The sequence below is a fragment of the Achromobacter sp. JUb104 genome, assembly GCF_024806975.1.
In the GTDB taxonomy this organism is placed as follows: domain Bacteria; phylum Pseudomonadota; class Gammaproteobacteria; order Burkholderiales; family Burkholderiaceae_B; genus Achromobacter; species Achromobacter spanius.
This window is the reverse complement of sequence record NZ_JANUEY010000002.1, coordinates 154,429-167,700: the sequence shown is the minus strand read 5'-3', so window position 1 is coordinate 167,700 and position 13,272 is coordinate 154,429. Positions and strand designations below refer to the sequence as shown.

Here is a 13,272-nt window from a genome sequence, read left to right as displayed (position 1 = left end):
TTGCAAGACCTTTCAGCGATTCCCCCGTAAAATCACGCCATTCAGCAAGGCTTCAACCATCATTCCATAGACAGTTCATAGGAGGACCACTCATGGCCCTAGTCTCCATGCGCCAGTTGCTCGACCACGCCGCCGAGAACGGCTACGGCATTCCGGCTTTCAACGTCAATAACCTGGAACAGGTCCAGGCCATCATGGAAGCCGCTGCGGAGACCGATAGCCCGGTGATCATGCAAGCTTCGGCCGGCGCACGCAAATACGCGGGCGAGGGCTTCCTGAAGCACCTGATCCAGGCCGCGGTGGAATCCTATCCGCACATTCCCGTCGTCATGCACCAGGATCACGGCCAGTCGCCCAAGGTCTGCCAAGGCGCCATCGACCTCGGTTTCTCCAGCGTGATGATGGACGGTTCGCTGAAAGAAGACGGCAAGACCATCGCCGACTACGACTACAACGTCGAAGTCACCAAGAAGGTGGTGGACGTCGCCCACAAGCTGGGCGTGACGGTTGAAGGCGAACTCGGCTGCCTGGGTTCCCTGGAAACCATGGAAGGCGACAAGGAAGACGGCCACGGCGCCGACGGCAAGCTGACCATGGATCAACTGCTGACCGATCCGGAACAAGCCGCCGACTTCGTGCGCCGCACCCAGTTGGACGCGCTGGCGATTGCCATCGGCACCAGCCACGGCGCCTACAAGTTCACGCGCAAGCCCACCGGCGACATCCTGTCGATTTCCCGCATCAAGGAAATCCACGCCCGCCTGCCCAACACCCACCTGGTGATGCACGGCAGCTCCAGCGTGCCGCAGGAACTGCTGGCCGAGATCCGTGAATTCGGCGGCAACATGAAGGAAACCTACGGCGTGCCGGTCGAGGAAATCCAGGAAGCCATCAAGTACGGCGTGCGCAAGATCAATATCGACACCGATATTCGTCTGGCCATGACCGGCGCCATCCGCCGCTTCTTCGCCGAGAACCCCGAAAAGTTCGACCCGCGCGAATACCTGAAGCCTGCCCGCGCCGCCGCCAAGGCGATCTGTGTGGCTCGCTATACGGAATTCGGCACGGCCGGCAACGCCAGCAAGATCAAGGCGCTGCCGCTGACCGAAATCGCCGCGCAGTACGCCTCGGGCAAGCTGTCGCAAGTGGTGCAGTAAACCTGTCCAGCGCCGCCTTCGGGGGGCGCCGAGGTAGCAAAAAGGGGTGGGTCCGTCATGGACCCACCCCTTTGTTTTGGCCGGCAGCCAAGACGGGCGTATCGGCTGGCCGCGTCAGCCCCGCGCGTCAGGCGGGCGGCGAGTTTTGCGGGAAGTGCGGCACGCTGCGGTCCACGTGGTGCCAGGACGGCGCCGAACTCGTCCACAGGCTGGCCTTGACGTGAAAGGCTTCGGGGTCGTCTAGCGAGCCCGCGCGCACCACTTCGTATCCCATGCCTTCCGAGCCGCCGAACAGCGGCGTGCCACAGGCGGCGCAGAAGCTGCGCATGACGGTGTGCCCGGAGTCTCCCTTGTAGCGGTGTTCCTTGGCCTGGCCGCGCAGCATCGTCACCGAGCCGGCGGGGAAGATCAACGCATGGGCCGGGGCGCCGCCGCTGGAATATTGGCAGTCGCGGCAATGACAGGTGGCGGCGGTGATGGGCTCGTCGGTAACGGCGTAACGGATCGCGCCGCACTGGCAACCGCCAGTCAGGTGTACCGGCGCGTCGGCGGCGGGCGGGCGTTTGAGGGAAGCTTCCTGCATACGACTTTGTCTCCGGGCGTAAGGTCTGCGACGTGACGCCCAAAGGCGGCCGGCGCGAATTGTGAGTCGGAAATCAGAGCCTAACCCGGCCCCCGCCGCCCGGCAAGACGGGCTTATTTGCAGTAATCTATGCGTCTTGCAGAGGCCATGCCGCCTTTTGCGCAGGTTCCGATTTCGTTCTACTTCCCGCCCTGGCGCTCGCCCGTGGCGGGAATCTTCATTTTTGCCATAGGCCATTCCCGTGACTTCTGCTTTGCATCAATCCAGCATCAAGTCCTTGCCGCTGCTGGGCCGCGGTAAGGTGCGCGATATGTACGCGGTGGGCGACGACAAGTTGCTGATCGTCGCGTCGGATCGTATCTCCGCTTTCGACGTGATCCTTGACGACCCCATCCCCGGCAAGGGGCAGGTGCTGACCGAGCTGACCGAATTCTGGTTGCAGAAGCTGGCCCACATCCTGCCGAACCACTCCACGGGCGTGCAGCCCGAAGACGTGGTGGCCCCGGACGAAGTCGACCAGGTGCGCGGCCGCGCCGTTGTGGTCAAGCGCTTGAAGCCGATCCTGGTGGAAGCGGTTGCCCGTGGCTACCTGATCGGTTCCGGCTGGAAGGACTACCAGGCCACCGGCGCCGTCTGCGGCATCCAACTGCCCGCCGGCCTGCAACAGGCCAGCCAGTTGCCCGAACCCATCTTCACGCCCGCCGCCAAGGCCGAATTCGGCATGCACGACGAAAACGTGGACTTTGCGCACGTGGTCAAGGAAGTTGGCCAGGAAATGGCCGAGCGCATCCGCGACGTCACGCTCAAGCTGTACACGGAAGCGGCCAAGTTCGCCGCCACCAAGGGCATCATCATTGCCGACACCAAGTTCGAATTCGGCCTGGACGACAACGGCACGCTGCACTTGATGGACGAAGTGCTGACGCCCGATTCCTCGCGTTTCTGGCCCGCCGACGGCTACCGCGTGGGCATCAGCCCCCCGTCGTTCGACAAGCAGTTCGTGCGCGACTGGCTCGAAACCCAAACCTGGGACAAGACCCCGCCCGCCCCGCGCCTGCCGCAAGACGTACTGGTGAAGACGGCCGCCAAGTACCGCGAAGCGCTGGATCGCCTGATCGCCTGATCCGCCTTACGGCATCAGGCCTTCGTGGTCAAAACAACCCGCTCATGCACAGTGAGCGGGTTTTTTTATGCCTCCAAGGCATAAGCCGGCGCCGCGCGCATCAGGGCTTTCGATAACAAATATGTCGGATTGTTACGTTATACTCGTCGGCTGCTTAGCAGGACGCCGCCGACAGGAGCCTTCCGCATGATCATGATGTTGCCCTTTCTGACCGGATTGGTCGCCGTGTGGTTCGGGGTGCTTGGCAAGCGCCGCCCCTGCGTGACTTTCTGGATGCTGACGCTGGCGATCTTTGCCGCCTGGTGCGTGCACCACATGAACACGCCCCTGGCGTTGTCGCTGTAAAGGCCGGGCGATGATCTTTTCCCGCAATCCGGCGCGCGGCTCGCGAGTGTTGAACGGCCTGGCGCTGCTGGGCATCACCGGCATCCTGGGCATGGCCTTCGCCTGGCAGTTCATTTATGACGAACTGCCGTGCCCGCTATGCCTGTTGCAGCGCGTGGCGCTGATACTTGCCGGGGTGGGGTTCCTGCTGAACATGCGCTTGGGGCCATCGCCCATGCACTACGCGATGAGTATCGCGGCGTCGCTGGGCGGCATGCTGGCGTCGGGCCGGCAAGTGCTGCTGCACATGGCGCCGGGTGACCCCGGTTATGGCTCGCCGTTCCTGGGCATGCACTTCTACACCTGGGCCTTCATCGCCTTTAGCGCCATCATCGTTTTCTGCATCCTGATGCAGACGGCCGACCGCAAATGGGGCGACAGCATGCTGAAAAAGCCGGTGTCGGTGCTGGGCATTATCGTCATGGCCCTGTTTTTCATCATGACGCTGGCCAACGTGGGCGGCACCACGCTGGAATGCGGTTTCGGGCCTTGCCCGGACAATCCCGACAGCTATCTGTGGCTGTCGTCACCGGCCGCGCGCTAGCTTCGACCGCGCGCCGGGTAAAATACCGGGTTTCGCGGATTGCGTCCGCGGTCCTTTGACATTCCGCGGGCAGGTTTCCGCGGTCTTACCTCTTTGACACCGGTTATGACAGCCAAGACTTCCGCAGCGGCAGAGGCCACCCCCGTGGTGGGCGTGATTATGGGATCTTCCAGCGATTGGGAGGTCATGAAGCACGCGGTGACCATGCTGGAGGATTTCGGCGTGGCTTACGAGGCGCGCGTGATTTCCGCGCATCGCATGCCGCAGGACATGGCCGAGTACGGCGCGGCGGCGCATGGCCGCGGCCTGCGCGGCATCATCGCCGGCGCCGGTGGCGCGGCCCACCTGCCGGGCATGATGGCGGCGCTGACCGAAGTGCCGGTGTTTGGCGTGCCGGTGCCGTCCAAGTACCTGCGCGGCGAAGATTCGCTGCTGTCCATTGTGCAGATGCCCAAGGGCGTGCCGGTGGCCACGTTTGCCATCGGCGAAGCCGGCGCGGCCAACGCGGCGCTGCACGTGATTGCCACGCTGGCCGGCACCGACGCGGGCTTGCATCAGAAGCTGGTGGCTTTCCGCGCACGCCAGACGCAAGCCGCGCGCGACATGAAGGTTCCGCCCGAGGCATCGATCGTATGAGCAAATCCACTTCCTTCATGATTGCCCCCGGCGGCTGGCTGGGCTTGCTGGGCGGCGGCCAATTGGGCCGCATGTTCTGCCACGCGGCGCAAAGCCTGGGCTACAAGGTTGCCGTGCTGGACCCGGCCGACGAATGCCCCGCCGGCATGGTGGCCGACCTGCACATCCAGGCGGCCTACGACGACGAAGCCGGACTGGCCCGCCTGGCCCAAACCTGTCAGGCCGTCACCACCGAATTTGAAAACGTGCCGGCCGACAGCCTGCGCACGCTGGCCACGCGCTGCCGCGTCAGCCCCGCCGCCGACGCCGTGGCCATCGTGCAGGACCGTATCGCCGAAAAAACCTTCATCGCCGCGCAAGGCATTCCCGTTGCGCCGCACGCCGCCATCCGCAGCGAAGCGGACCTGCGCGCCGCGCCAGACGCCTTGTTCCCCGGCATTCTGAAAGTGGCCCGCCTGGGCTATGACGGCAAGGGTCAGGCCCGCATCAGCACGCGCGACGAAGCGCTTGCTGCTTTCGCTGAATTCGGCGGTGTGGCCTGCGTGCTGGAAGCGTTGATGCCGCTGGATTATGAAATCTCGGTGGTGCTGGCGCGCGGTTTCGATGGCGCCAGCGTGGTGTTCCCGGTGGCGCGCAACGTGCATCGCGACGGCATCCTGGCGGTGTCGACGGCGGCGCCCGTGCAGTCGGACGCGGCCCATGCCGAACGGCAGGCCCGCGCCACCGAGGCGGCGCAGTCCATTGCGCAAGGCCTGGGCTATCACGGCGTGCTGTGCGTGGAGTTCTTTGTCTTGAAGGACGGCAGCCTCATCGTCAACGAGATCGCGCCGCGCCCGCACAACAGCGGCCACTACACGATGAACGCCTGCGTCACCAGCCAGTTCGAACAGCAGGCGCGCGCGATGGCCGGCTTGCCCTTGGGCAGCACGGCGCTGCTGGCGCCTGCCGTCATGCTGAACATCCTGGGCGACATCTGGTACGAATCGGCCACGGCCACGACCCAGCGCGAACCTGACTGGGCCGCCGCGCTGGCGGTGCCCACCGCCAAGCTGCACTTGTACGGCAAGCATGACGCGCGGCGAGCCCGCAAGATGGGCCACATCACCATCGTGGCGCCCACGCTGGATGAAGCCCGTAGCGACGCCGCCCGTGTGGCCGCCGCGCTGGGCATGCAAGCCCCCGAGTAAACCGCGATGCCTTCCTTGCCTACGCTCGATTCCGCGCGCGACGCGGACATCGCCCACGCCGCGCAGCGCCTGCTGGACGGCGAGCTCGCCGCCTTTCCCACCGAGACCGTCTACGGCCTGGGCGCGGACGCGGAAAACCCGCAAGCAGTGGCGAAGATCTATGCGGCCAAGGGCCGCCCGTCGAATCATCCCGTCATCGTGCACATCGCGCCCGGTGGTGATGTGTCGTATTGGGCGGCGGACGTGCCGCCCGAGGCGCGCCTGCTGATCGATGCGTTTTGGCCGGGGCCGCTGACACTGATCCTGAAGCGCGCGCCGCATATCGTTGATACGGTTAGCGGCGGCCAGGACAGCATCGGCATCCGCTGCCCATCGCACCCGGTGGCGCAGGCGCTGCTGGCGGCGTTCGCGGCGGGCAAGCCGAACGGGCAGGGCGGCGTGGCCGCGCCGTCGGCCAACAAGTTCGGCCAGGTGTCGCCCACGCGCGCCGAGCATGTGCGCAGCGAATTTCCCGAGGAAGTCGCGGCGGGCATGCCGGTGCTGGAAGGCGGGGCGTCGGAAGTGGGTATCGAGTCGACCATTCTTGACCTGTCGCGCCTGGATCGCGGTGCGGGTCCCGTGCTGCTGCGTCCGGGTCATATCAGTGCGGCGCAGATTGAAGCGGTGCTGGGCGTGCAGGTGTTCGCACCGGACGCCGCCGCGCCTAGGGCGTCGGGTACGTTGAAGGCGCACTATGCGCCGCGCACGCCGTTGGAGCTGGCATCGGATGAGCGGCTGCAAGAGGTGGTGCAAGGACGGAATCTGCCGTCAGGCACGGTGGTGGTAGTGGCGTATGGGGCCAGGCCTGAAGCGTTGGATGAGCGTTTGCAATGGCAGCCTGTTCCGGCGGACCCGGCGCGCTATGCGCAGGCCTTGTATGGCTTGCTGCGCGATCTGGATAAACAGGGTTATTCGCGGATCATCGTGCAGGCGCCGCCTGCTAGCGATGAATGGCATGCAGTTAATGACCGGATTGGTCGCGCGGCTGCCGCGTTTTCGCTGGATATGACGGGGTTGGGCTAGGTTGCTTGAAGGGGTTGGGCTAGGTTGCTTGATGGGGTTTGCGGGACTCTTGGGCGGTGGCTTGATGGGTTTCGCGCGAACTTTGCTGGATTTCTTATGCTGGTTTTCTCGCGCTGCACCCATCCTACGGCCCGGACTTGTAGGATGGGTGAAGCGCGGCATGGCGGTCAGATGGGGCACGGTGCGTAACGCGCGTAACCCATCGGACGGTGCCGCCCACTTCTTCACGCCACCAAAAATTCCCCGATTCTTTCCACAGCCTGCCGTAACGGGGGCAAGAACTCTTCCGTCAGGCGCGTCAGCGGCACGCGTGCTGCCTTGACGCTGACGTTCACCGCGCCGCAGGCTTTGCCGCTGGCGGAACGGACGGCGACTGAAATCGCGCGCACGTTCAATTCCAATTCCTGATCGACCACCGCGTAGCCTTGCTCGCGGATACGCGCCAATTCCGCGCGCAATTTCGCTTCGGTGTTCAGCGTGAATTCCGTATAGGGCTGCAAGTCGGTCGCGGCGAAATAGCGGGCCAGGGCGGGCTCGGGCAATTCGGCCAGCAACACGCGCCCGATCGACGTGCAGTAAGCCGGCAGGCGGCTGCCCAGGCCCATTGAGGTTGCCAGCAGGCGATTCACTTCGGAACGCGCCAGGTACAACATTTCGTGGCCTTCCATGATGGCCAACGCGCAGGTCTCGTTGACCGTGGCGCTCAGTTCTTCCAGCACGGGTTGGGCCAGCGACACAAACGGCGTCGACGAAAAATACGCATAGCCCAGGCCCAGGATGCGCGGCGTCAGCACATACAACCTGCCATGCTGCTCAGCAATGCCCAGCAGCACCAGCGTGTGCAGACATCGCTGCACCACCGCGCGCGGCAGGCCTGCGCGACGGCTCAGTTCCGCCGCCGTTTGCGGATGGCGCCGCGTGCCGAACGCGCGGATCACGTGCAGGCCGCGCGCCAGGGTCAGCATGTAGTCCGGGTCGCCCCGGAACTGGTCGGGATGGTCGTCAGCGGCCAACGGCGCGGCGTAGCCGGGCGGGGGCAGATTAGGCAGCATCAGCCCGCGCGCAGCGGCGCGCCGGTGCGTCCTTGCAGTTCGGTCAGCGTCATGCCGTGGATCATATCCCGAACCACCAGGCCATCCGGCGTGACATCGATGACCGCCAGATCGGTATAGATGCGGTCCACCACGCCCGCGCCCGTCAGAGGATAAGTGCAGCGTTCGACGATCTTCGGATCGCCGTTCTTGCTGTTGTGCTCCATCATGATGAACACGCTGCGCGCACCTACTGCCAGGTCCATCGCGCCGCCCACGGCGGGCGCTTCGCCCGGCTTGGCCAGCGACCAGTTGGCCAGATCCCCATTGGCCGCGACCTGCATGCCGCCCATGACGCAGATGTCCAGGTGGCCGCCACGCATCATCGCGAAGGAATCGGCGTGGTGAAAATACGCGCCGCCCGCAAGCAAGGTCACGGGCTGCTTGCCGGCGTTGATCAAATCCAGGTTGATGGCGTCGTCAGCGGGCGGCGGGCCCATGCCCAGGATGCCGTTTTCGCTATGCAGCACAATCTCGCGGTCGTCCGGCAGGTGCGCGGCCACCAGCACCGGCATGCCGATGCCCAGATTGACGTAGCTGCCGTCGGGAATGTCCAGGGCCAGGCGGCGCGCCATGGCCTCGCGGGTCAGGGGTTGATACATGGCTGTCCTTCAACTGGAAAAGGCGGCGTTGGCCACCTCGGTGACGCGCTTGACGAAGATGCCCGGCGTCACGATGGCTTCGGGCGGCAATTCGCCCAGTTCGGCCTTGGCGCGCACCTGCACGATGGTGGTCTTGGCCGCCATGCACATGATCGGCCCGAAGTTGCGCGCGCTCTTGTGATAAGTCAGGTTGCCCCAGCGGTCGCCCTGGTCGGCCTTGACCAGCGCAAAGTCGCCATGCAGCGGCGTCTCGAACACATGGCCGCGTCCGTTGATCATGCGCGTTTCCTTGCCTTGGGCCAGTTCGGTGCCGTAGGCGGTGGGCGTGAAGAATCCGCCCAGCCCCGCGCCCGCCGCGCGCAGCCGCTCGGCGATGGTGCCCTGCGGTACGCATTCCAGTTCAATGCCGCCGCGCCGGTACAGGTCGTCGAAGACCCAGGAGTGGGACGCCTTGGGAAACGAGCAGATCACTTTGCGCACGCGGCCGGCCTTGATCAACGCGGCCAGGCCCGTTTCGTGGTTGCCCGCGTTGTTGCTGACCACGGTGAGCTCGCGCGCGCCCTGGTCGATCAGTGCATGGATCAGTTCGGTGGGCATGCCGGCACCGCCGAAACCGCTGATCAGTATCGTGGCGCCGTCGTGAATGTCCGAGACCGCGGCCTCGGGCGTGTCGATGAACTTGTTGATCATGGTGTGGGTTCCGATCAGCAGGGGCCACGGCGTTGCCGCCGCGCCCCGGCTTCGTTCAGTTCGCGGTGATGCCGACTTGCTTGACGACGTCGGCGTAGTGGGCGGACTCTTGCCGCATGAATTCGGCGAACTGCGCCGTCGTGCCCCCCACCGGCATGAAGCCGACGTCGATGAATTTACGCCGCACCTCGGGGTCTTTCACCACTTCCGCGACCTCGCGCGCCATGCGGTCGATGATGGGCTGGGGCGTGTTGGCCGGCGCCAGCAGCCCCGCCCACGAACCCGTTTCAAAGCCCGGCTGGCCCGCTTCGCCCATGGTGGGAATGCTTGGTTCGTCGGGCCAGCGCGCTTTGCCGGTGAAGGCCAGCGCCTTCAGCCGGTTCTGCTTCACGTACTGCATCGGCACCAGAATCGGGTCGAACACCATCGACACGCGCCCTCCCAGCAGGTCCGTCAGAATCGGCGCGCTGCCCTTGTAGGCCACGTGCGTCATCGCAATCTGGTTCTTCGATGCAAACCGCGCGCCGGTCAGGTGCGCATTGGAACCCGTGCCGCTGGACGCATAGGTGAGCTTGTCGGGATGCTTGCGCCCGTAATCGACCAATTCCGCCACGGTGTTGACCGGCAGGTCTTCGGCCACGAACAGGAACAAAGGCAGGTCGGCCATTTGCACGACGGGCACCAGGTCCGTGGGCTTGAAGTTCAGCTTGTACAGATGGAAGTTGACCAGGTAGGCCGGCAGCATGGCCAGGAAGGTGTAGCCGTCCGGGTCCGCCTTGGCGGCAATGGCCGAGCCCACGCTGCTGTTGGCGCCCGGCTTGTTCTCGACAATGATCGTCTGGCCCAGGCGCGGCGCCAGCTTTTCCACCACGATGCGGGTGACGATGTCCGTGGAGCCGCCGGGGGTGTACGGCACGATGATCTTGATGGGTTTGGTGGGCCAGTCATCCGCGGCCTGGGACGGGCCGGCGGCCAGGCCGATGGTGGCCAGGGCCGAGCACAACAGGGTTTTCAGGGCAAGGCGGCGGGGCTGCGATTTGCAAACTGTAGCCATGGATTTGTCTCCTCCATGAATCGACCGAATATCGATGCGCGCCCGGGTTTTTCTAGTGGCGCGCTCGGCGTTTTTAAGGGTTTGCGGTGATGCCGCGTATCGGACATCGACGCAAAAAAAGTATGGCATGCGGGGGCGCGCCGATTGGGGTGTAAGGGTCTGATTAAGTTCGATCACCGGACAAATAGCCAAATCTATCTGACTCGTCATTCCTGGGGTTTGCACTAGGGAAAGCCGCGTTGTTCACGGGGTGGACATGGCGTAATCTGGCTCGAATTTCACCCTCAGGAGAAGCACAATGAAGCGGTCAACGTGGTTTGCAGCCGGCGCTTTGGCCCTGGCGTGCGCGTCCCAGGCGGCGCTTGCCGGCCCCACCCTGGATGCGGTGAAGAAAAAGGGATTTGTGCAGTGCGGCCTGACCGACGGCGTCTCCGGGTTCTCGGCCACCAACAGCAAGGGCGAATGGGAAGGCATGGACGTGGACATCTGCCGCGCGGTGGCGGCGGCCGTGTTCGGTGACCCGACCAAATTCAAGGGCACGGCGCTGTCCACCCAGCAACGCTTTACCGCGCTGCAGTCGGGCGAAGTGGACGTATTGCTGCGCACCGTTACCCTGACCCAGACGCGCGACACGTCCCTGGGGCTGTCTGCCGTGGCCCCCAGCTTCTTTGACGGCCAAGGCATCCTGGTCAGCAAGAAGCTGGGCGTGAAAAGCGCCAAGGAACTCAACGGCGCCACCATCTGCGTGCAGCCGGGCACCACCACCGAATTGAACCTGGCCGACTGGTTCCGCGCGAACGGCATCGAATTCAAGCCCGTGGTGATCGACAAGGTGACGGAAGTGGTGCGCGCCTTTGAATCCGGCCGCTGCGACGCCTTCACCGACGACTCCTCGCAACTGGCCGCCGTGCGCGCCACGCAGGTGGCCAACCCGGACGACTACGAAATCCTGCCCGAACGCTTTTCGAAAGAACCGCTGGGCCCCATGGTGCGCCAGGGCGACGAGAACTGGCTGGGCATCGTGCGCTGGACCTTGTTCGCGCTGCAGGAAGCCGAGGAATACGGCGTCACGCAGAAGAACGTGGATGAGATGTTGAAGAGCAAGAACCCGAACGTCTTGCGCATCCTGGGCGTGACGCCGGGGGCGGGCAAGAACATGGGCCTGGATGAAAAATGGGCCTACAACGCCATCAAGGCCGTGGGCAACTACAGCGAAGTGTTCGAGCGCAACGTCGGCAAGGACAGCAAGCTGGGCCTGCAACGGGGCACCAATGCGCTGTGGAGCAACGGCGGCGCCATGTATCCGTGGCCGATCCGGTGATGCAACTGGGCTGAATACACGGGCCTGCTTCACGCAGGCCCTTTTTATTCCGGCAGGCGGAATGAGCCAAGAATGGTTCCATGCCCACAAGCTGAAATGGGTCTATCGCGATTTTGATACGCTCCCTATCATGCATATCAGGCGGGCGCGCATGCGCCCGCATCGCCATTGAAAACGACTAGGGAAAATCATGAACGGCGCTGACAGTCTCTGCGATACCTTGCTGGCCAACGATGTGGACGTGTGTTTTGCCAACCCCGGCACATCCGAAATGCACTTTGTCGCGGCCTTGGATCGCAAACCCAAGATGCGCTGCGTGCTGGGCCTGTTCGAAGGCGTGGTGACGGGCGCGGCCGACGGTTACGCGCGCATGGCCGACAAGCCGGCCGCCACCTTGCTGCACCTGGGCCCCGGCCTGGGCAATGGCCTGGCCAATCTGCATAACGCCAAGCGCGCGCGGACGCCCATGGTCAATATCGTGGGCGACCACGCCACCTATCACGTGCAATACGACGCGCCGCTGACCAGCGACGTGGAAGGCGTGGCGCGTCCCATGTCGCATTGGGTCAAGCGCACGATGACGGCCGCCGCCGTGTCGGCGGATGCCGCCGAGGCCATTGGCGTGGCGCGTCAGGCGCCCGGCAACATCGCCACCCTGATCCTGCCCGCCGACACCGCCTGGACAGACCTGCCCGACAGCGCGCCCGCGCCGGTGCAAGTGAAGGACTTGCCCTTGGCCCAGACCTCCGCCGAAGCCGTGCGCGCGGCGGCCGCCGCCATCCGCTCGGGCGAAGTCACCGTGCTGATGCTGGGCGGCGCGGCGCTGCGTGAACGCGCCTTGAACGCCGCTGGCCGTATCGCCCGCGCCACCGGCGTGCGCCTGATGTCCGAAACCTCCAACCGCCGCATCGAGCGCGGCGGCGCGCGCACGCCGGTTGACCGGCTGCCGTATCCGATCGACCTGGCCGTGGCCAAGCTGAAAGACGTGAAGCACCTGGTGCTGGCGGGCGCCAAGGCGCCGGTGGGGTTCTTTGCCTACCCCGGCAAGCCCAGCCTGCTGGCGCCGCCCGACAGCAACCAGGTGGTGCTGGCGTCCGCCGAACAAGATCTTGCCCACGCGCTGGAATGGCTGGCCGATGAGCTTGGCATTGCCGCCGACGCACCGCGCCTGGCCACCCCGGCCGCAGCCTATGAAGTGCCGTCCTCCGGCAAGCTGACCGGCGCCGCCGTGAACATTCTTGTCGCCCACACCTTGCCCGAGCAGGCCATTGTGTGCGACGAGTCCATCACGCAGGGCCGCGAATTTCCCATCTACAGCGCCAGTAGCGCCCCGCACGATTGGCTGATGCTGACCGGGGGCGCCATCGGCATCGGCCTGCCGCTGGCAACCGGCGCTGCCGTGGCCTGCCCGGACCGCAAGGTCATCACGCTGCAAGCCGACGGCAGCGGCATGTACACCTTGCAAGCGCTGTGGACGCAGGCGCGTGAAAACCTGGATTGCCTTACGGTCATCCTGGCCAATCGCTCTTACGCCACGCTGCATGGCGAAATGAAAAACGTGGGCGTGAAGGAACCGGGCCGCAACGCCCGCCGCATGCTGGACCTGGAAGAGCCCTATCTGGATTGGACGCACCTGGCGCGCGGCATGGGCGTGGAGGCGGTCAGCGTGGATACGGTGGAAGGCTTTGCGCGCGCGCTGGCCGACGGCCTGAAGCGCCGTGGGCCATTCCTGATCGAAGCCATCATCTAAGGCGGCATAGCCGGGCGGCACTCCTGGGACGTCCCCGGGGCTGCACGCAAAGGTCGAACCCCAGGCCGCATTCCGGTCGGCATATCCG

At 65.0% G+C, this 13,272-nt stretch carries 14 protein-coding genes; 9 read left to right on the top strand and 5 right to left on the bottom strand.

Going from position 1 to position 13,272, the window contains the following annotated elements:
• Nucleotides 1–92 precede the first annotated feature (92 nt).
• Nucleotides 93–1,157 (top strand): class II fructose-bisphosphate aldolase, encoded by a 1,065-nt coding sequence (gene fba, locus M2361_RS12680; protein WP_050448830.1) that lies wholly within the window; start codon nucleotides 93–95, stop codon nucleotides 1,155–1,157.
• Between the two features lie 127 nt (nucleotides 1,158–1,284).
• Here the strand turns inward: fba and M2361_RS12675 are convergent, their stop codons facing one another.
• Nucleotides 1,285–1,740 (bottom strand): GFA family protein, encoded by a 456-nt coding sequence (locus tag M2361_RS12675; RefSeq protein ID WP_259249414.1) that lies wholly within the window; start codon nucleotides 1,738–1,740, stop codon nucleotides 1,285–1,287.
• 241 nt (nucleotides 1,741–1,981) lie between these two features.
• Here M2361_RS12675 and M2361_RS12670 point away from each other — a divergent pair, with 241 nt between their 5' ends.
• The 6 genes from M2361_RS12670 to M2361_RS12645 all read left to right on the top strand — a co-directional run bounded on the left by M2361_RS12670 (nucleotide 1,982) and on the right by M2361_RS12645 (nucleotide 6,676).
• Nucleotides 1,982–2,863 carry a phosphoribosylaminoimidazolesuccinocarboxamide synthase gene (locus tag M2361_RS12670; RefSeq protein WP_259249412.1) on the top strand — a complete coding sequence of 294 codons (882 nt, stop codon included), beginning with the start codon at nucleotides 1,982–1,984 and terminating at the stop codon, nucleotides 2,861–2,863.
• A gap of 186 nt (nucleotides 2,864–3,049) precedes the next feature.
• Nucleotides 3,050–3,208 (top strand): DUF5993 family protein, encoded by a 159-nt coding sequence (locus M2361_RS12665; RefSeq protein WP_167400992.1) that lies wholly within the window; start codon nucleotides 3,050–3,052, stop codon nucleotides 3,206–3,208.
• A gap of 10 nt (nucleotides 3,209–3,218) precedes the next feature.
• Nucleotides 3,219–3,791, top strand: a complete 573-nt coding sequence (locus tag M2361_RS12660) for a disulfide bond formation protein B (RefSeq protein WP_259249408.1) — start codon at nucleotides 3,219–3,221, stop codon at nucleotides 3,789–3,791.
• Nucleotides 3,792–3,896: 105 nt separating this feature from the next.
• Nucleotides 3,897–4,427 (top strand): 5-(carboxyamino)imidazole ribonucleotide mutase, encoded by a 531-nt coding sequence (purE, locus tag M2361_RS12655; protein WP_167400993.1) that lies wholly within the window; start codon nucleotides 3,897–3,899, stop codon nucleotides 4,425–4,427.
• On the top strand, nucleotides 4,424–5,614 hold the full coding sequence (locus M2361_RS12650; protein WP_259249404.1) for a 5-(carboxyamino)imidazole ribonucleotide synthase: 1,191 nt from the start codon (nucleotides 4,424–4,426) through the stop codon (nucleotides 5,612–5,614). Before purE ends, M2361_RS12650 begins: the two co-directional genes overlap by 4 nt.
• Nucleotides 5,615–5,620: 6 nt before the next feature.
• Nucleotides 5,621–6,676 carry an L-threonylcarbamoyladenylate synthase gene (locus tag M2361_RS12645; RefSeq protein WP_259249403.1) on the top strand — a complete coding sequence of 352 codons (1,056 nt, stop codon included), beginning with the start codon at nucleotides 5,621–5,623 and terminating at the stop codon, nucleotides 6,674–6,676.
• A 224-nt stretch (nucleotides 6,677–6,900) separates the two neighbouring features.
• Here the strand turns inward: M2361_RS12645 and M2361_RS12640 are convergent, their stop codons facing one another.
• Genes M2361_RS12640 through M2361_RS12625 form a run of 4 tightly spaced genes read right to left on the bottom strand, consistent with a single transcriptional unit; the run spans nucleotide 6,901 to nucleotide 10,113 of the window.
• A complete protein-coding gene (locus M2361_RS12640; RefSeq protein ID WP_259249400.1) occupies nucleotides 6,901–7,728 on the bottom strand; it encodes an IclR family transcriptional regulator C-terminal domain-containing protein in 828 nt (275 codons plus the stop codon).
• A complete protein-coding gene (locus M2361_RS12635; protein ID WP_259249399.1) occupies nucleotides 7,728–8,369 on the bottom strand; it encodes a 3-oxoacid CoA-transferase subunit B in 642 nt (213 codons plus the stop codon). The genes M2361_RS12640 and M2361_RS12635 overlap by 1 nt, the downstream gene beginning before the upstream one ends.
• Before the next feature lie 9 nt (nucleotides 8,370–8,378).
• Nucleotides 8,379–9,059 (bottom strand): 3-oxoacid CoA-transferase subunit A, encoded by a 681-nt coding sequence (locus tag M2361_RS12630; RefSeq protein ID WP_127185482.1) that lies wholly within the window; start codon nucleotides 9,057–9,059, stop codon nucleotides 8,379–8,381.
• Nucleotides 9,060–9,114: 55 nt separating this feature from the next.
• Nucleotides 9,115–10,113, bottom strand: a complete 999-nt coding sequence (locus tag M2361_RS12625) for a tripartite tricarboxylate transporter substrate binding protein (RefSeq protein WP_259249397.1) — start codon at nucleotides 10,111–10,113, stop codon at nucleotides 9,115–9,117.
• A gap of 298 nt (nucleotides 10,114–10,411) precedes the next feature.
• On the opposite strand from M2361_RS12625, the gene M2361_RS12620 reads away from it, so the two are divergent.
• Nucleotides 10,412–11,434 carry an amino acid ABC transporter substrate-binding protein gene (locus tag M2361_RS12620; RefSeq protein ID WP_259249396.1) on the top strand — a complete coding sequence of 341 codons (1,023 nt, stop codon included), beginning with the start codon at nucleotides 10,412–10,414 and terminating at the stop codon, nucleotides 11,432–11,434.
• Between the two features lie 190 nt (nucleotides 11,435–11,624).
• Nucleotides 11,625–13,184, top strand: a complete 1,560-nt coding sequence (locus tag M2361_RS12615) for an acetolactate synthase large subunit (protein WP_259249395.1) — start codon at nucleotides 11,625–11,627, stop codon at nucleotides 13,182–13,184.
• Nucleotides 13,185–13,272: the final 88 nt, after the last annotated feature.